Below are 17403 nucleotides of genomic sequence, written 5' to 3' on the forward strand. Positions count from 1 at the left end.
ATGATAGACTTACTCCCGCCTGACCTGTCCCAAGCACATGCACTTTTCCTGTTGGCGGTGAGCTTCGCCACTTCGCTGATGACCGCCGCGTTGGGCATCGGTGGCGGCGCGGTCTTCCTGGCTGTGGCCGCAGTGATCCTGCCCCCTGCGGCGCTGATCCCGGTGCATGGCGTGGTGCAGCTAGGCTCCAACGCCGTACGTGCCACGATGTTTCGCACACATATCCTGCGCAGCGCATTGCCCGCCTTCACCATCGGCGCATTGATCGGCGTGGCGATTGGCGGCAGCGTCGCGGTGAGCCTGCCTCCCGCCACCGTGCAAATAGGCATTGGCCTGTTCCTGCTGTGGGTGGTGCTCGGCAAAACCCCCGCCTGGATTGGCAAATGGCCGATTGGCGCAGGGGCATTTTCGTCGTTCCTGACCATGTTCTTTGGCGCAACAGGTCCGTTTGTGGCCGCTTACGTAAAAACCATGAAGTTGGATCGCCACACACATGTGGCCACGCACGCCGCGCTGATGACCGTGCAGCACGGCCTCAAGGTGGCGATGTTTGCAGCGCTTGGATTTGGGTTTGCCCCTTGGGTGTTGTTCATCGCCGGGCTGATCATCTGTGGTGCGGCGGGCACCTGGGTGGGCAAACATGTGCTGGGCCGGATGAGTGATCACGGATTTCACAAAGTGCTGAACGTGCTCTTGATCCTGATTGCGCTGCGCCTGTTGTGGGCAGGTGCGTCTGACTTTTTGCCGTAAATCCACACCTTCGCAATACAGACGCGATACCGACGCATTGCAGATGTGGCACCTAGCCCCCATTTGCCCCAAACGAGGGATCGGTGTATGACGCCCCTCTGATCAGGAAAGCGCGTGCGATGACCCAACACAGATCCGAACTTTTGATGCCAGCTGGCAACCTCCGCAAACTCAAGATGGCGGTGCTCTACGGCGCTGATGCTGTTTATCTCGGCACGCCCGACATGAGCCTGCGCACCAAGTCAGAGTTCTCTTTGGCCGATGTGATCGAAGGCGTAAAGTTCTGCCATGAACATGGCCGTCGCGCCTATCTGACGTTGAATTTATTCAGCCATAACAAAGACATTCCCAAGCTCGATGAGTACATCGACACCGTGCGTCAGGTGAACCCGGATGGGTTGATCATCTCTGACCCTGGCGTGTTCCAATACGTAAAAGAGCGCGCCCCGGAGATCCCGCTGCATGTCTCCACACAGGCCAATATCGCCAGTTGGTTGACCACGCAGTTTTGGCAATCCCAAGGCGCCGACCTAGTGGTTCTGGCCCGTGAAGTGAGCTTCCCGGAGCTTGAAGAGATTCGCGAGAAATGCCCGGACATCAAGCTTGAGGCCTTTGTGCACGGCGCCATGTGTATGACCTACTCCGGCCGCTGCCTGCTGTCGAATTTCATGGCTGAGCGTGGCGCCAATCAGGGCAACTGCGCCAACTCTTGCCGCTGGAACTACAAGTTCCACATGCGTCTGAAAGACGGGACTGTGCAGGAGCTGATTGTCGATGAAGACAACCTGCAGATGTTTGAATTCCTGCTTGAGGAAGGTGTGCGCCCCGGCGAATTCCTTCCGATCCAGGAAGACGAACGTGGAAGTTATATCCTCAATTCCAAAGACTTGTGCCTGATGCCCAAGCTTGATGATTACCTGCGCATTGGCGTGGACAGCCTTAAGGTCGAAGGCCGCGGCAAGTCGGAGTACTACGCCGCTGTGGTGGCCCGCGCCTATCGCATGGCAATTGATGACTACTACGCCGACCCTGAAAACTGGAACGCGGCGGACTACATGGAAGAATTGGGCACCGTCGGCAACCGCGGCTACACGCTGGCCTTCCACAAGGGCCGTTTGACCAATTTGGCGCACGGGTACGAGCAAACTCAGGCAATTGCCCAATGGGAATATGCCGGCTTTGTTGCCGATGTTGCTGACGATGCGTTCCTTGTTGAAGTGAAGAACAAGCTGGAGCCCGGCGACGTGCTCGAAATTGTGTCGCCAGTGGCCCGCAACACCATTCTTTTGCGCGCGTATGACTACGAAGTGGCTGAAACCGGTGAGAAAAAAGAGGTTGTGCACGGCTCGACCAAAACCATAATCCGCCTGCCGTTCTCGCTATTTGAACACGAAAACATCACCGATCTGCGTAGCAACTTCCCGCCAATGACCGTGATCCGCAAAGAGCGCGCGCTGACCGAAGAGCAGTGGAAACGCTTGCAACTCGACAAAACCACGCTGGCGATGGAAGTCAAAGACAGCACAGGTGAAACGGCTTACAAACGTCGTCGTGACGCGCTGGTGGAGGCGATTGAAGCTGACACCAACACAAAACGGTTCAAGACCAACCGCAAAGGCACCGAAGGCTGCTGTGGCAAAGGGTGCAATGGCTGTCTGATCTTCTGGGAAGACCCGATGTATGCCAAGGCGCGGGACGTGCTCAAGGAACGCAAAATGGGCTCGATGCTCAGCCGCGCGGAAGCTGCCGAATTTAAACTGCCTGCTGCCGAATAATAGAAACGCCCGGTCATTGACCGGGCGCTTCTTTATGTTCTGTAGAAATAATACCGCTCTGGCGCCACGGTTGTGGGCCCGCGCACCTGCTCAAAGCCAACCAAGGGTTGCCCAGAGACAAGCACGCCTCCCGGCAGCATGATCTCCTTGATCATGGTTGACAAACGCGCCGCTTCGGCCACGTCTTTGGCCTTATCCCCAAAGCCAAAATCGTAGTGCGCCATGGCCACTTTGGTGCCATCCACTGCCATTTTCTTGAGCATGTCTTCCGCTTCACCTTGCAGGAAATCCTGCTCTGGTGGCACACAGGAAGGATGGCAATTGAGCGCGCGGTCCATCACCCAAATCCGGCGATTGGGCGCAATTTCGCGGATGTGGTCATAGGTGCGGCCGTTGCCCAGCCCCATGTCCAGAAAATCCCCTTGAAGGCTGTCCACCATCGTGGTGCCCCATTCCAGCCCCTCGGCCTGTGCCGCAAGGCGGCGCATCATGCTGTTCAAACGGCTCATGAAATGCCCTTTCCGTCGTGGCGATAGAGCCGCACCGGCCCCCCGCAAATTTCCAGCAAAAACTGCCGCGAAAACTCCCAGATATCGGCGTCATGCACAAGGTGGTGCGTGAGATATCCCAAGGGTTCTTGAGTGTCTGTGAGGCCTGCGCGACGGTCTTGCAACAGCGTCACGATCTGAGACACCAATGTCTCTGCATCCACCAAGCCTCTGTGGCCCCGCCAAAAAATTGGATCAATGTGGGTGTTGATCTGAGCCACACCTGGTGCGGCCAGCGCGGATTTCCGTGGGTTGTACGTCGACACTGCATTAAACCCAACTTCGGCCAATCCAGCGACAACTTCCGGCGATATCCGATTCCACGGCGGCACAAACATCGGCGCAAGCCTGTCACCAAACAGGAACTGCAATCGCGCGATACCCTTTGCAGCATCGTCCAGCGCATCACTTGCGGGACGCCCGGTGCCAAATTCCGCATTTTTTACACCATCAGGTGTATGGCTGAGATGCGCCCAGCCATGCACAACCGGCACAAAGCACTCAGCAATGTCTTTTGCCAGCGCGTCGGTTGCGTCCTTGGGAATAATCGCCAAGTGTACAGGCACGCCAGTCTCTTCGCTCAGCGACGTAAGCGTATCAAGGGCTGCCGTCGGTGCGATAGCGTCATCATCCCGCCACCAGAATGGCAGCTCCAAGCCGTCAGCGCGCCACTGCGCCAGCTCCGCCTGCAAAGGCGACCAGTCGATCCTCACCCGCGCAACTCCGCCAACATCGCCTGCGCGATGCGCACACTTTCCGCCGCGCCGTTCATCCGTAGCCCAGAGGGGCTGCGTCGGTCTTTGGACGCCACACGTTTGATCTCTGCCATCAGGCTTTGCGGGGTCAGATCGGTGGCGCTCAGCACCTCGATGCCCGGCTGAACTGACAACGCCCGCGCCCTCAGAGTTTGCTCAACTTCACCGCCATCATCAAACGGCACAAACACCGCTTGCACCCCGGTTTGCAGCACATCCAGTGCGGTGTTGTAGCCGCACATGCTGACCGACGCGGTCACATGGTGCAACATCTGCCGGAAATCGGAGCGCACCGGCTCAATCTTGATGGTGGCATCATCAGCCAGCGTTTTTAATGCGGTAATCCGCGTCTCCGCATTGCGCCCACCAACCAGCAAGCGCCATCGCAACGGGCTGCGTCTGGCAGCGGTAATCGCACATTCAAACAGGGACTGCCCTACCGCACCGCCGCCAGCACTTACCAAAATCTCACCCGCACCAACACCGTCAGGATGCTGTTGCGGCGCAGGCGGAGCAACATAACCCGTATAGCGCAACATCGCGGTCACATCGCTGGTCAGGGGCCAGCTCAAGTCCAGCTTGGTCAAGTCGGGATCGGCGTGCACCAAAATGCCATCGTAAAACTGTTTGATCACCTCACGTGCCCGAACGGCTTTGGAGGCCTTGGACGGCGGCGCCAGAATGTCGCGTACCGAGGCCAACACCAACGCGCGCTGCGGCAAAGCATGTGCCGCCTCCAGCAACGCTTCGAACTCCGCGGATAGGCTGCGCCGGCCAAAAGGAAACAGCTCTGTGATCACCACATCCGGCGCCATGTCTTCCACAGCTTTCACCATCATCACCTGGCGCTTTGCCCGATAGGCGGCATCCGCCTCCACGCCCAACTCGGTCAGCAGTTTGGTGAAATCCACACCATCTGAGGCCAGTGGTGGCAACTGCACCAGCGCAACGCCATCTTTGCCCAAATGGGGGGCAGGCATACCGCCCGAGAGCACCACAGCCTCATGGCCGTCGCGCGTAAAGGCGCGGGCAAGGGTCAGGGCACGGGACAAATGCCCGGTGCCCAAAAGATGAGTGACAGCGATCAAAACCTTCATGCGCTGCGCCTTTCCAACCGCACAATATCAGGGTGTGCGACTGTAACCGTATCGCCCTCAATTTCCACCACAAACAGCCGTTTGCGCTTCACCGCAAACGGGGCGGGGCCGTCAAAATCCCAGCCGTGTGCCTTGGCCAAAATCATCCGCATGATGCCAATGTGACAGACCGCAATGCAATCACGCTGTAAGCCAAACAGCCAGGGTGCCAAGCGATCCCAAACCATTTGAGGGCTTTCTCCACCGGGCGGCTGATAGTCCCAGCCCCACTGCTCGATATCGCGAAACCCATTGGCAGGATCAGCCTTCAGCTCCACGCCTTTTTTGCCTTCCCAGTTGCCCCAGTCCATCTCGATCAGGGCGTCTATGACATCCGGCTTGCGCCCGGTGACAATCTCGCCAGTCTCTTGAGCGCGCAGCAGCGGGCTGGCCACCAGATCGGTGCCTTCCCAACCTGTGGGCAGTTTAAATTCTGCCAATCCTTCACGCGCCTCATCGTCCAAAGGAATGTCCGTGCGCCCCTGAATTTGTCCGGCGCGGTTCCAATGGGTGTGTCCGTGCCGCAGCATGGCCAATCGGATCATAATGTCTCTTTCATCAATGGGTTCAGCACATCCCACACGGTCTGCCGGGCCGCCGCAAGCAAGTGATGCTGTTGCACCAAATCCCGCGCGTCCTGCGCTCGCCTCCGCTGGGTTTCAGCGTCATTCAACACCGCCAACAGGGCATCTGCAAGCGACTCTGATGTCTCATCGGGCACCAGCCCCTTTGTTGCGACCACATCGCGCACGCCGGGACGATCCTGTGCCACAACCGGCACGCCATGGGCCTGCGCTTCCAGGTAGACCATGCCAAAAGCCTCATTCACACCAGGCCAGAAAAAACCGCGTGCTCGACCGTAAGCAGCAGCCATTTCGGCGGCGTCCAGTTGGCCCAAAAACCGCACCCGACCCCCATAGGGTGCCATCAGCGACTCAACCTCAGCACGACACGGCCCATCCCCAGCAATCTCGACCTGCCAATCGCCGGTCAGATGTCCCAAAGCTTCCACGATGATGCGATAGGACGCCAGCTTGTCGCCCTTGCGCATCATACCTGCCACCAAAATGGTTGGCGCCTCCGGCTGCGCTTGTGATGGCAATGTCTCTTGCGCCAAAAACGGCGGCAGATGCACCAGCTGCTGTCCGTCTTTCAGATAATCCCGCAACGCCACCGCATCACGCTGGGTGAAGTGAAACAACACATCCGCCGCATCGCAGGCCGCTTGCGCCTTTTGTTCAAAAACATCCCAGGGCCCACCAAGGCGCTTGTTTGCCCGCGTGGCCTCAAAAGACACATAGGGAATGCCCAATGCCGCGCTCACCGCTGGCCCCAGCAAGTCCGGCGCTTTGTAATAGCTGTGATAGGTGGCCCAAACAGCCCAGTCCTCGGTTTGCCCGCGCGCAATCAACCCCGGTATCTCCGTCTCTGCCTGAGCCAAAAACTCGGCTTGAACCGCGGCGTTGCCCTGTTTGTCAAAGCTGCGCAGCTCAGACACCAAGGTTGGCGCGACATCATCCCGCGTCAGAAGTTGCATCAGATTGCGCGCCATCTGACGCTCGCCGGACGGCACCGGATGATGCGGTGATTTTAGAGGGGCGTAGAAAGCAACGTGCCCCATCCGATCACACCTGACGCGCAGCCGATTGCAGGCGCGCGTCCAGCTGCGCAATGCCCGGCTGCATCAGGAAATGCGCCGTGAGCCGCCCATACGCCGCCTCGGTCAGTTGTTCCCGCAGCTTTGCATCCCGCGCCAACCGCTCCATCGCGGCGGCAAGCGCCTCAGGTGCATCGCTGGACAACACACCATGTTCGCCATCAGTGATGAACTCCGGGATCGCCGACACCGGCGTGGACAGCAGGCACAACTTTTGGCTGGCCGCTTCCATCAGTACATTGGGCAACCCATCGCGGTCCCCGTCTTCGGCAATCCGGCTGGGCAACACAAACACATCTGAGATCCGCATCGCCTCGATCACTTCAGGCTGATCACAGGCCCCGCGCCAGGTGATGCGATCAGCAACGCCCAGCGTCTCGGCCTGCACTTTCAGAAGGCTGCCGTCGCCACCACCACCGATGTGTTCCCAATGCCACTCCAAATCTTTGGGCAGCAGCGCCAAGGCGGAAATCAGCCGGTCAAAACCCTTCTTCTCCACCAAACGTCCTACGGACAGGAACCGCACACTGTCCCCGTCACGCCGCTCGGTTGGTGGCTCCGGAAAACGGGTCAGGTCCAAGCCATGATAGACCAGTTCCACCCGATCAGCCTTATCCGCCAAGCCCGCCAGATGATCTGCGCCCACTTTGGTACAGGTCGCCAAAAACGCCGCGCCATGCGTGCTCTCTTGCAGCTTTTCGCGTTTTTCCCACTCGGGTGAGGTCCAGATGTCTTTGGCATGGGCCGAGACAGACCACGGCATGTCGCGCATGATCGCCGCATAGCGGGTTACAGACGCCGGCGTGTGCATAAAATGTGCATATAGCAGGTCAATGTCGTCCGGCAATTCCCGCGCCAACACACAGGCCTGCCCAAAGCGGCGCACGCGGTTGCGGGTCAGATCGCGGCGCAAGTCTTTAAGCCACGCTCCACAAGCCGACCAGAAACTGCGCTTGACCATTCCCGCCAACACACCTTTCAGAACCCGCAGCGGTTCCTGATGCAGATACTCCGGCAGGTAATGCACCGGCGCCTGCAGGCGCTCATGTAGTGGGTGGCGTTTCTTATCCGTTGGGAACCGCAACGACCAAAGCGACAGGTCATATCCCGTCTCTTCCAAAGCCACAATTTCCTGCGCAATAAATGTCTCTGACAAGCGGGGCCAACCTTTGACCACCACCGCCACCTTAGGTCTTTCAAAAGTCATGCAGCGCCTTGAGATCGGGCAACGCCAAGCATTGCCAAAGTACGTTCGGACACCACGTCCAGCCCGTCAAGAAGACCGGGCACAAAGGCGTGGCTTGGTTTTGGCTGTTGCGGCAAGGCGCGAATGGCGGCGATCATGGCATTTGGAGTAAATCCATCGCGCTGCTCATCCAACATCCGCACAAGCCCCAGGCTTTCGGCACGGCTGGCACGGATATGCTGTTCCATGCGTGGGCGTGTGCGCGGCACAATCACTACCGGTTTGTCAAACGACAGCACCTCGCAGAAGGTGTTGTAGCCGCCCATCGAGACAATGCCCGCCGCGCCTTTCATCAGGGTTTCCATACGGCTTTCAAAACCAACCGCCTGAACCCGCCCGTCAAGCTTGGCCACACGCTCTTCAAACTCGGCCCGCACGTCCCCGCTTAGGAAAGGGCCGTAAACCAGCAAAGCACGCGGCGATAAATCCGGGTCTTGTTCATACGCGGACAGCACCAGGTCCACCATGCCAGCACCATCGCCACCGCCACCTGGCGTAACTAGAATATACGGCTGCTCCGGGGTGTCACCTTCGCTCAACGCTTCGCGGTGCAAATAGCCGGTGTATTTCATCCGCGCGCGGAAATTCTGAGACAGATCAAGCCCAGCCACCGGATCATAGATCGAGCGAAGCCCGTAGACCCATGTCTCGTCGTAGTACTTCTCTGCCGCCTCCAGCGCCCCTTTGCGGTCCCATTCCGCGGCCAGGACATTTGGCGCATCCAAGACATCTCGCAATCCAAGCACCAAATGCGCCTTGCGTTTGCTCTTGAGCCACTCCAGCGCGGGCAGCAACTCGCCTCGAAACCCGGTGGGCTCTTTGTCCACAATCAGGATGTCGGGATCAAAATGTTCGACTGTTGCTTTGATCAACCCGGCCCGCAGGGCGGTGGTCTCATCAATGTGCAAACCAAGGCGTTCGCTTTCATAGTCACCGTCTGGCGTCTTGGTCACACCTGGCAGACGAATGTGGTCCACATTGTCAGGAAACGGGAAGCGCCCAGCAATAGGAGAGCCGGTCAAAATCAACGCCGAAATCCGGCTGTCGGCCTGCGTGATTGCCGTGGCCAACGCGCGCGAGCGGCGCAAATGGCCCAGACCATAGGTGTCGTGGCTGTAAAACAGCACACGCGGCGACGCATTGGCCGCCAAATCACCTGTCATAGAAATCGCCTCGGACACGTCACCCGCCTCGCTCTTACAGCCGCCAGTCCGACTCGGACTTCGGCAAAACCCCTTTGATATCGTAAAGCAAAGCTTCCGGCTTTCCGAGGGCTCTTATCGCTTCGCCATCCATCTCGCGGAACTGGCGATGCGCAACGGCAACGACCACCGCGTCATACGTGGCATTTTGAGGCTGATCGATCAGCGAAAACCCGTATTCCGCCTCAACGACGTCGGGATCCACCCAAGGATCCCACACATCCACGTCTGCCGAGTAGCTTTTGAGCTCTTCGACAATATCCACCACGCGCGAGTTGCGCGTGTCCGCGCAGTTTTCCTTAAACGCCAATCCCATGACCAGCACCCGTGCGCCGGAGGCATTGGTGCCTTTGGCCAACAGACCTTTGATCAACTCCTGCGCCACATGGCGGCCCATGGTGTCGTTGATGCGACGGCCTGCGAGGATCACTTCAGGACGATAGCCCAGCTGCTCTGCGCGATAGGTCAGATAGTAGGGGTCCACGCCAATACAATGCCCGCCTACAAGACCCGGTGTGAACTTCAGGAAGTTCCACTTGGTGCCGGCGGCTTCCAACACCTCCAACGTGTCCAGACCCATGCGCGAAAAGATCAGGGAAAATTCATTCACCAGAGCGATGTTCAAGTCTCGCTGCGTGTTCTCGATCACTTTGGCCGCCTCAGCGGTTTTGATCGAGCTGGCTCGATGCAGACCGGCCTTGATCACCGGACGGTAAATTGCATCCACACGGTCCAGCGTTTCGGCGTCCTGCGCCGCCACCACCTTCACCACATGTTCCAGCGAGTGCTCTGCATCACCGGGGTTCACCCGCTCCGGTGAGTAGCCCAGCTTGATGTCCTTGCCGACCTCAAGCCCGCTGGCCTCCGCCAAGGCCGGGCCGCAGACCTCTTCTGTCACACCCGGATAAACCGTGCTTTCCAGAACAACCAACGCACCGGACGTCAGATAAGGAGCAATTGTGTTGCACGCGCCCAAAACCGGACCCAGGTCAGGCTCTTTGGCGTCGGTGATTGGCGTGGGCACGCCAAGAATGAACGCGGTACAGCCTGCCAAATCAGACGTTTCATGGCTAAACAGCGCCGTGCTTTTGGCCAAAGTCTCAGATGAGACTTCTCCATTTGGATCACGCCCATCAAGCAAGCGCGCCACCAGCGTGGTGTTGGTGTCAAACCCCACCACGTCAAAGCCCGCACGCGCCAACCCCAAGGCCAGCGGCAGGCCAACATACCCCAGCCCTAAAACGGCTATTTTTTCTGTCTTTGTTAGGCTCACGTCTCTCGTGCCTTTGTGAAAATGCGCCTCATTTCCCTAGCAACTCGCGCTATCCGGTTTCCCTGAGATTGTCACCCCCAAAGCGTGACAAGCCCCCGCAAGACATGTGCGATTTACGGCTCTGTGTCGCTTATCTGTTTTGCGGCGCAGCTCAGTTCCTGTAAGACCAAGAAACGACTACAAGAAAGACCTCCTTATGATCCGACTTCTGCTTGCCGTTCTCTCGGTCTGTCTCTTTTTGCCGTTGGCCAGTGCGCATGCGCAAGAAGCCACTGAGACCGACGCATCAAACGCCATGTCACAACTGGTGCAACAAGCCAATGAAAACGGCATGACCGTCATCATTCTCGATGGCAACGGCAGCCCCGTGACGCCGGATGACACAAGTGAAGCCGTAGAAGAGATCAACGAAAAAACCACCATGACCTCGGTCATGCGCCTGCAGTGGGAACTCGAAGGCTTCAACAAAGTGCTGCAGGACCGCATTCAGCACCTGCCAGTTGCCATCAATGAAGTGCTGTTCATCCTGCGCGCCTCAAGCCCGGACGGCAGCATATTGTTCTTTGCCAAACAACTGCTTATAACGTTGGCTCTGCTGGGCGTGGGCATCCTTTTTGAACGGCAGATTTACGGCCGTAGACTGGCGGCCCGATTTGTAATTCCGTTGGTGAAAGAAGAACCCGAAGGCTACACGCAAAAGCTGCCTTTCCTAGTGGTGCGTTTTGTAGCGGGTGTCATCGGCGTGATTGTCAGTATGGCGTTTGCGGTGCTGCTTGGCTTCCTGATCTTCGGCACCTCTGATGACACCGCGGTGCGCTTCACCAATGCCTCGATCTTTGCCGCCTACGCTTTGTCCCGCCTGATTGCGCTCATCTGGCGGATGATCCTGTCGCCTTATCTGCCGCAATATCGCATCCCGCCGTTTTCTACCCCGGACGCAAAGAAGCTGCATATTTGGGTCATGGGCCTGGGCATCGTCGACGTAACCACCATGATTTTTGGCGAATGGCTGAGCGAACTGGGACTGGTTTATGACGTCTCCGCAGTGATGACGCTGTTGCTGTCCACCTTGTTTGCGCTTGGTAATATCGCGCTGGTCTTCGCAAACTATCGCGCCATTTCTTACGCCTTGCGCAACGGCCGCGAGCCCAACCGGGTGCCTTTGGCAACCCGCTGGGCCAGCACATTCTGGGCACCTTTGTTCATTCTTTACGTACTGTACGGGTGGGCCAGCATGTCGTGGGATTTGATCCTGGGCAATGACACGGGCATCCCGCTGATCGCTGGTGCCTATGCCATTCTCACCGCTGTGATCGTGGTTTACGCCACCATCAACTACGGCATTGAACGCTACTTTGAGCGCAATCGCACCGTCAAAGAAGTGAATGATGCTGCCGATGCGCTGCGTGAAGAAGCTGTCGAAGAAGGTCAGCTTTCTGAGCAACAGGAAGAGGAGCTCTTTAAGCTTGAGAACCTGATTGACCATCGCCAGATGCACACCTTTGAAGAACTGGCACGCCGGATCTCAGGTGTGCTGGCCCTGGTCGCAGGGCTTTATGCCGCGCTCTATATCTTTGATGCGGATGGCATCATCGACGAGGACATGCTGGGCGGGCGTGTCCTTGATATGATTGTCATCCTGTTTATGGGCTACATTGGCTTTCACGCGTTCCGCATCTGGATTGACCGCCGCATCCGCGAGGAACAAGGTGACCCGGCTGAAGAAGCCGAGCTTGGCGATGAAGGCGGCGGCGCAAGTGCCTCTCGTCTTGCCACGCTGCTACCACTGTTCCGCAACACCATCCTGCTGGTGATAGTTGTCACCATCGTGCTGATTGTGTTGCTGGAAATGGGCGTGAACGTCAGCCCGCTGTTTGCCGGTGCTGGTGTGGTCGGCTTGGCTGTGGGCTTTGGCGCGCAATCCTTGGTGCGGGACATTTTTTCCGGCGCCTTCTTCCTGTTCGATGACGCGTTCCGCAAAGGCGAATACATCGATATTGGGGCGGTGAAAGGCACAGTTGAGAAAATCTCCGTCCGGTCGTTCCAGCTGCGCCACCACCTTGGACCTTTGCACACCATTCCCTTTGGTGAAATCCAGCATCTCACCAACTATTCGCGCGACTGGGTGATTATGAAGCTGAAGCTGCGGGTGACCTATGACACGGATGTGGAGCGGGTACGTAAACTGGTCAAGAACCTCGGTGTTGAGCTGCTCGATGATCCGGTGATTGGCCACAACTTTATCCAGCCGCTGAAATCTCAAGGCGTGGTAGAGATGCAGGACAGCGCCATGATCATCCGCGTGAAGTTCATGACCAAACCGGGCGACCAATGGCTGGTGCGCAAAAAAGTTTATCAGGAAATCCGCGAATTGTTTGCGCGGGAAGGTATCAAGTTTGCCCACCGTGAAGTCACCGTGCGCATTGCCGATGATGCCACCGCCGAAGACCTCACACCCAAACAGCGCGAAGCTGTAGTCGGTGCCGTGGAAGCCGCGATTGACGAGGACGCCATGGAAGGTGGTCCAGACGGCGGTGATGATCGGTAGGCACCAGTCTTCTGATCACAAAACAGATGATGGGGCATGTGTGGCAGAGCATGCCCTATTTCTTTGTGAGCGCCGTTAACGAAAAACCGCATTCTCCTAAACACGCCCTTAAGAAGATACTTAGAATTTTAGCCAAATACTTGATGAATGAAGCTCAAAGGCCCACACTCATCCCATGGCACATGATCTCACATACGCTTTTGACCTCTTGCAGGTGACACCAACAGCCTCGGAAAAAGAGCTGCGGGCGGCATGGCTTCGCCTGGCACGGCGCTACCACCCTGATCTGGCCAAAATCGATCCTGAGGAAGCGTCACGTCGCATGAGCGAGATCAACGCAGCTTATGATGCTGTGGCCAACCGTGCGCTGAATGACGCGCAACCCGCGCCGAAGCAGCGCGCGCGCCGTCGCACCCGGACAGCCCGTCAGGCCGCAGAATGCCAAGCATGGCGTCGTCAGCGCGACGCGATGGCACGTAAAGCCGCGAAAGCCTGGCAAGCCGCTCAGGCCACAAAGGTTGCCCATCCGGCAGCACAGCTTGAAGAGCCCAAACCACGCCAGATTGCGTTGAAAACAACTGCCAAGTGGAACCGTGCGGAACAATCGCTGATCAACACCGCCCGCGCTGCCTTTGAAGGCACTCGCAAAACGCTCAGCACCGCCGCAACGCGCCCCGTGCTCTCCGCCTGCCACTAACTAACTTTCTGAATTTTGAAAGTGCCGAACCGCAGCCTTAGCTCCGGTTCGGGTCCATTGCGTCGCGCAACCCATCGCCAAAGAAGTTGAATGCCAGCACCACAATCACAATGGGCAGCATTGGGATCGCCGTCCAAGGGTAGATCTCAATCGACGCCAGGTTCTGCGCATCATTCAGCATCACGCCCCAGCTCACAGCTGGTGCGCGTAGGCCAAGCCCAAGGAATGACAGGGCGGTCTCGCCAAGGATCATCGCCGGGATGGACAGCGTTGCGCTGGCGATCAGGTGGCTGAGGAAGTTGGGCAGCAGGTGTTTCTTGATCACGCGGCTTGGTTTCGCGCCCATCATCTCGGCGGCCTTCACAAACTCCTCTTCCCTAAGGCTGAGGAATTTGGACCGCACAGCACGCGCCAGTCCGGGCCAATCGAGTATCCCTAATATTATCGAGATGATGAAGAACACCGACACCGGCCCCCAATGGGACGGCACGGCGGCGGATAAGGCCAGCCAAAGCGGCAATTCCGGCAAGCTGCGCAGCACTTCGATCACACGGTTGATAATCCAGTCAAGGAAGCCGCCAAAATAGCCCGCGATGGAGCCAAGCACGATGCCTATCACAAAGGACACGGTGATGCCCACAAGACCCACGGTCAGAGACAGCTGCGCGCCATAGAAGATACGAGAAAATACATCCCGCCCAAGCCGGTCCGCGCCAAATAGGAACAGCGTCGCACCCTCAGGGGCGCAAATCAGATGTGTGTTGGACGGGATCAACCCTGCCACTTTGTAATCCGAGCCTTCACAGAAAAACTCCAGCAGCGCTGGTGTTTCTGTGTCCTGCACGTATTTCCAGCTGAAGGTCTCCAGATCCATTTCGGCCACGGTTGGGTAAACATGCGGGCCCACAAACGCGCCCTCATGCATGAAATGCACCCGCTGCGGCGGCGCGTAGATGTAGTCTTCCAGCCGCTCATTGGGCGAATAGGGTGCAAAAAATCCGGCAAATGGCAGCGACAAATACGCCAACAGCAGGAAAGCGCCGGAAATCAGACCCAGCTTGTGTTCTTTAAACCGCAGCCACAACAACCGCGCATTGGACATGTCCAGCTCAGCGCTGCGCGCCTCGGCAGCAGCTTCGGGATCATACGGTGCCTGATCAACGTAGCGCCCATCGGGTTGCATGCTCATCGCTCCCGCCCTCCAAATCGAATGCGCGGATCAAGCAGCGCCAGCAACAGGTCAGACACCAAAGTGCCAATCAACGTCAGCAGCGCCACAAACATCAGCACAAAGGCTGACAGGAACAGATCTTGTGACTTCAAGGCGGTCAACAGAAGCGGCCCAATGGTTTGCAAGCCCAGCACCACCGAGACCAAGACCGAGCCAGAGATCAACGACGGCAACAGCGTGCCAATGTCCGCCACAAACGGGTTAAACGCCACCCGCAAGGGATATTTGGTCAACATGCGCGGCTCGCTCATGCCTTTGGCGCGGGCGGTTTCCACATAGGGTTTGCCCAACTCATCCAGCAGGTTTGCCCTAAGCCGCTGCATCATCGCCGCCGCGCCCGAGGTGCCAATCACAAAGGTTGGAATGATCAGGTGGATCAGCACCGACTTCATCTTGCCAAAGCTCATAGGTTGGCCTTCGTATTGCGGGTCCATAAGGCCCCCAATCGGCAGGTTGAGATAGCGGTTGCCGTAGTAAAACAGGATCAACGCCAGCAGGAAGTTTGGCGTGGCCAATCCCAAATACCCCACAAACGCCGAGGTATAATCAATCCATGTCTTGGACTTTGCCGCGGCCAGAATACCCAACGGCAACGCCACCGCATAGATAAACAACACCGCCGCCAAATTGACCAAGATGGTCATCCACAACGCGCCGCCAACCAAATCAGCCACCGGTTTGTCAAACTCAAACGACCAGCCAAATTCGCCCTGCAACAACCCGGCAAACCCATGTGGCCCCGGCATAAATCCAGCCCAGATTAGGTATTGTTTATAGAGCGGCTGATCCAGTGAATACTCCGCCCGCAGAAACTCCGCTTTGGCGATGCCCGCCGATTGGCCTGTGGCTCGCAGCTCGTTGATCTGGTTGGACAGGTAGTCCCCCGGCGGCAAGGTGATGATCAAAAACACCAGCACCGACACCACAACAAGTGTCGCCAGCATGGTTAGGAACCGGAAAACCGCAAACCGCAGCAGGGCCATTCTGCGCTCCTATTCCGCGAAGAAAAATTCATCAGGGCGGTGCACCCCGAAATGCGCGCCGGGAGACCAAGCCCAGATGGCTTTCTCCGGCACATTGCGCAGGCTGTTGCTGACCACCACCGGCTGCGGTGCGCCGTTTATGATGCCAATCGCAAACACGTTGTCGGCGTGAATATCCACCATCTGCTGCCAGATCAAACCGCGATCCACCGAGGAATACGCCTTGGTCCACTGATGCGCCAAGTCATTGAGCTCAATCGCTGCTGGCAAATCCGGCGGTTCACCAACCGCGCCGTGGTTCTGATGGTATTGCCCCCATTTGGGCCAGGATTGAAACGCCTGATCCCAGGGTGCCAGATAAGACGGCGAGGTATAGGGCTGTGGCAAACCATTGTCCCAGCCAAACCAGGTTGAGGCCATGGTTTCGCCTGCGTATACGCGGTTGCGCAGAATATCACGCTCCAGCGGGCGCATGATCAGCTTCACGCCAATCTCTGCCCAGTTGTCAGTGATGATCTGCAATGCGTTTTCAACTTCCTGCCGCTCACCTGCGGTCTCAATCACCACCCAGGCCGGACGGCCATCGGGCAGCAGGCGGAAGCCATCTTTGTCACGTTTGTCCAAGCCCATCTCATCGAGCAGCGCATTGGCCATCTCCACATCTCGGATCGCCCAGGCATCGCGGTTCTTCTCTTTGAAAAACGGGCTTATAGGCAACACAGTCATGCCACCGGGCTTCGCGAGACCAAAATACAGACCTTTGTTGATGGTTTTGCGGTTGATCGCCAGCGACAGCGCCCGGCGGAATCGCACATCGCGCATCACCTCGCGCCAGCCGTCATCATTGTAATTCAGGTTTGGATAAATCGCGATCTGGCTGGCGGTGCCATTGCCCCACAGCTTGGTTTTGTAGCCGCCGGACGCTTCGCCTTTTTTCAAAATCGCAGCGTCTTTGAAATCCAACCCGCGCGCCTGCAAATCCACTTCACCTGCGTTGGCTTTGGCTGCCACCAGCCCCGGTGCCACCACCTGCATTTCGATCACATCGACGTAAGGCAATTGCACACCGTTGGTGTCGACCCGGTGATAATAGGGATTGCGCACAAACAGGAACCGGCTCTTGCCGTCTTTGGTTGCCATCATCCAGGGCTGCAACGTGGGCAGATCCGGATTGTCGAACTTATACATGTTGTCCTGACGGTTGTGCAGCGCCGCCCAGCTGCGCACGCGCGCCTCATACAACCGTTCGCGCAGCTCTTCTTCGTCGGTGAAGTCGGCATGATATGATTTCAGATAGTGCGATGGGCGGTAGATAAATGGCGGGCGGGCCTCAGCCAACATTTGCAAGAACTGCGGGTTGGGCTTGCTCCACTCATAAATAACCGTGTGCTCATCCGGGAAGCTAACCTTTGGCAACTCGCCTTCCACCCGCAGAAAATCCACCGGCCCAGAGGGTGACAGCAGCTCGTTGTTGGCCACGTTTTCCCAAAAATAGCGGAAGTCTTCTGACGTGAACGGATTCCCATCCGACCATTTGTGACCGGGGCGCAAGTGCAGGGTGAACTTCTTGTCGTCTTCATTCTCAAAACTCTTGAGAATATC

General features: G+C 57.7%; 15 protein-coding genes. 4 read left to right on the plus strand and 11 right to left on the minus strand.

Annotated features, from left to right (window positions below; translation table 11 throughout):
* Both QZ517_RS03240 and QZ517_RS03245 read left to right on the plus strand, forming a co-directional pair.
* A complete protein-coding gene (locus tag QZ517_RS03240) occupies positions 1-750 on the plus strand; it encodes a sulfite exporter TauE/SafE family protein (RefSeq protein WP_294221998.1) in 750 nt (249 codons plus the stop codon).
* Positions 751-869: 119 nt separating this feature from the next.
* The gene (locus QZ517_RS03245) at positions 870-2525 is read left to right on the plus strand and encodes a U32 family peptidase (RefSeq protein WP_294222000.1); all 1656 of its coding nucleotides are present in this window, start codon (positions 870-872) and stop codon (positions 2523-2525) included.
* 32 nt (positions 2526-2557) lie between these two features.
* On the opposite strand, the gene QZ517_RS03250 is transcribed toward QZ517_RS03245, so the two are convergent.
* The 8 genes from QZ517_RS03250 to QZ517_RS03285 are packed head-to-tail and all read right to left on the minus strand — an operon-like array spanning position 2558 to position 10342.
* Complete coding sequence (locus tag QZ517_RS03250) at positions 2558-3034, minus strand: class I SAM-dependent methyltransferase (protein WP_294222005.1); 477 nt, start codon at positions 3032-3034, stop codon at positions 2558-2560.
* Positions 3031-3786, minus strand: a complete 756-nt coding sequence (locus tag QZ517_RS03255; protein ID WP_294222008.1) for a polysaccharide deacetylase family protein — start codon at positions 3784-3786, stop codon at positions 3031-3033. Before QZ517_RS03255 ends, QZ517_RS03250 begins: the two co-directional genes overlap by 4 nt.
* Positions 3783-4925: a glycosyltransferase gene (locus QZ517_RS03260; RefSeq protein WP_294222010.1), complete on the minus strand. Its 1143-nt coding sequence runs from the start codon at positions 4923-4925 to the stop codon at positions 3783-3785. The genes QZ517_RS03255 and QZ517_RS03260 overlap by 4 nt, the downstream gene beginning before the upstream one ends.
* Entirely contained in the window at positions 4922-5509 is a 588-nt protein-coding gene (locus tag QZ517_RS03265; RefSeq protein ID WP_294222013.1) for a histidine phosphatase family protein, read from the minus strand. The genes QZ517_RS03260 and QZ517_RS03265 overlap by 4 nt, the downstream gene beginning before the upstream one ends.
* On the minus strand, positions 5506-6585 hold the full coding sequence (locus QZ517_RS03270; RefSeq protein ID WP_294222015.1) for a glycosyltransferase family 4 protein: 1080 nt from the start codon (positions 6583-6585) through the stop codon (positions 5506-5508). The genes QZ517_RS03265 and QZ517_RS03270 overlap by 4 nt, the downstream gene beginning before the upstream one ends.
* A gap of 4 nt (positions 6586-6589) precedes the next feature.
* The gene (locus QZ517_RS03275) at positions 6590-7828 is read right to left on the minus strand and encodes a glycosyltransferase family 4 protein (RefSeq protein WP_294222018.1); all 1239 of its coding nucleotides are present in this window, start codon (positions 7826-7828) and stop codon (positions 6590-6592) included.
* Positions 7825-9030 (minus strand): glycosyltransferase, encoded by a 1206-nt coding sequence (locus QZ517_RS03280; RefSeq protein ID WP_294222021.1) that lies wholly within the window; start codon positions 9028-9030, stop codon positions 7825-7827. The genes QZ517_RS03275 and QZ517_RS03280 overlap by 4 nt, the downstream gene beginning before the upstream one ends.
* 34 nt (positions 9031-9064) lie before the next feature.
* Positions 9065-10342, minus strand: coding sequence for a nucleotide sugar dehydrogenase (locus tag QZ517_RS03285; RefSeq protein ID WP_294222024.1), 1278 nt, complete (start codon positions 10340-10342; stop codon positions 9065-9067).
* Between the two features lie 196 nt (positions 10343-10538).
* On the opposite strand from QZ517_RS03285, the gene QZ517_RS03290 reads away from it, so the two are divergent.
* Positions 10539-12890, plus strand: coding sequence for a mechanosensitive ion channel domain-containing protein (locus QZ517_RS03290; RefSeq protein WP_294222029.1), 2352 nt, complete (start codon positions 10539-10541; stop codon positions 12888-12890).
* Between the two features lie 175 nt (positions 12891-13065).
* Positions 13066-13587, plus strand: coding sequence for a J domain-containing protein (locus tag QZ517_RS03295; RefSeq protein WP_294222031.1), 522 nt, complete (start codon positions 13066-13068; stop codon positions 13585-13587).
* Positions 13588-13624: 37 nt separating this feature from the next.
* Here QZ517_RS03295 and QZ517_RS03300 read toward each other — a convergent pair whose 3' ends face one another.
* The 3 genes from QZ517_RS03300 to QZ517_RS03310 all read right to left on the minus strand — a co-directional run.
* Positions 13625-14776 carry an ABC transporter permease gene (locus QZ517_RS03300; RefSeq protein WP_294222036.1) on the minus strand — a complete coding sequence of 384 codons (1152 nt, stop codon included), beginning with the start codon at positions 14774-14776 and terminating at the stop codon, positions 13625-13627.
* Complete coding sequence (locus QZ517_RS03305; protein WP_294222039.1) at positions 14773-15801, minus strand: ABC transporter permease; 1029 nt, start codon at positions 15799-15801, stop codon at positions 14773-14775. Before QZ517_RS03305 ends, QZ517_RS03300 begins: the two co-directional genes overlap by 4 nt.
* Positions 15802-15810: 9 nt before the next feature.
* On the minus strand, positions 15811-17403 hold a 1593-nt coding region (locus QZ517_RS03310), incomplete at its 5' end, for an ABC transporter substrate-binding protein (RefSeq protein WP_294222044.1).

The sequence above is a fragment of the uncultured Shimia sp. genome (assembly GCF_913054185.1).
In the GTDB taxonomy this organism is placed as follows: Bacteria; Pseudomonadota; Alphaproteobacteria; order Rhodobacterales; family Rhodobacteraceae; genus Shimia.

What these genes read in the sequence shown, in the direction of transcription:
- QZ517_RS03250 (WP_294222005.1), bottom strand. Translation starts at nt 3,034, where the DNA reads ATGAGCCGTTTGAACAGCATGATGCGCCGCCTTGCGGCACAGGCCGAG.
- QZ517_RS03290 (WP_294222029.1), top strand. Translation starts at nt 10,539, where the DNA reads ATGATCCGACTTCTGCTTGCCGTTCTCTCGGTCTGTCTCTTTTTGCCG.
- QZ517_RS03305 (WP_294222039.1), bottom strand. Translation starts at nt 15,801, where the DNA reads ATGGCCCTGCTGCGGTTTGCGGTTTTCCGGTTCCTAACCATGCTGGCG.
- QZ517_RS03270 (WP_294222015.1), bottom strand. Translation starts at nt 6,585, where the DNA reads ATGGGGCACGTTGCTTTCTACGCCCCTCTAAAATCACCGCATCATCCG.
- QZ517_RS03265 (WP_294222013.1), bottom strand. Translation starts at nt 5,509, where the DNA reads ATGATCCGATTGGCCATGCTGCGGCACGGACACACCCATTGGAACCGC.
- QZ517_RS03240 (WP_294221998.1), top strand. Translation starts at nt 1, where the DNA reads ATGATAGACTTACTCCCGCCTGACCTGTCCCAAGCACATGCACTTTTC.
- QZ517_RS03245 (WP_294222000.1), top strand. Translation starts at nt 870, where the DNA reads ATGACCCAACACAGATCCGAACTTTTGATGCCAGCTGGCAACCTCCGC.
- QZ517_RS03300 (WP_294222036.1), bottom strand. Translation starts at nt 14,776, where the DNA reads ATGAGCATGCAACCCGATGGGCGCTACGTTGATCAGGCACCGTATGAT.
- QZ517_RS03280 (WP_294222021.1), bottom strand. Translation starts at nt 9,030, where the DNA reads ATGACAGGTGATTTGGCGGCCAATGCGTCGCCGCGTGTGCTGTTTTAC.
- QZ517_RS03295 (WP_294222031.1), top strand. Translation starts at nt 13,066, where the DNA reads ATGGCACATGATCTCACATACGCTTTTGACCTCTTGCAGGTGACACCA.
- QZ517_RS03260 (WP_294222010.1), bottom strand. Translation starts at nt 4,925, where the DNA reads ATGAAGGTTTTGATCGCTGTCACTCATCTTTTGGGCACCGGGCATTTG.
- QZ517_RS03275 (WP_294222018.1), bottom strand. Translation starts at nt 7,828, where the DNA reads ATGACTTTTGAAAGACCTAAGGTGGCGGTGGTGGTCAAAGGTTGGCCC.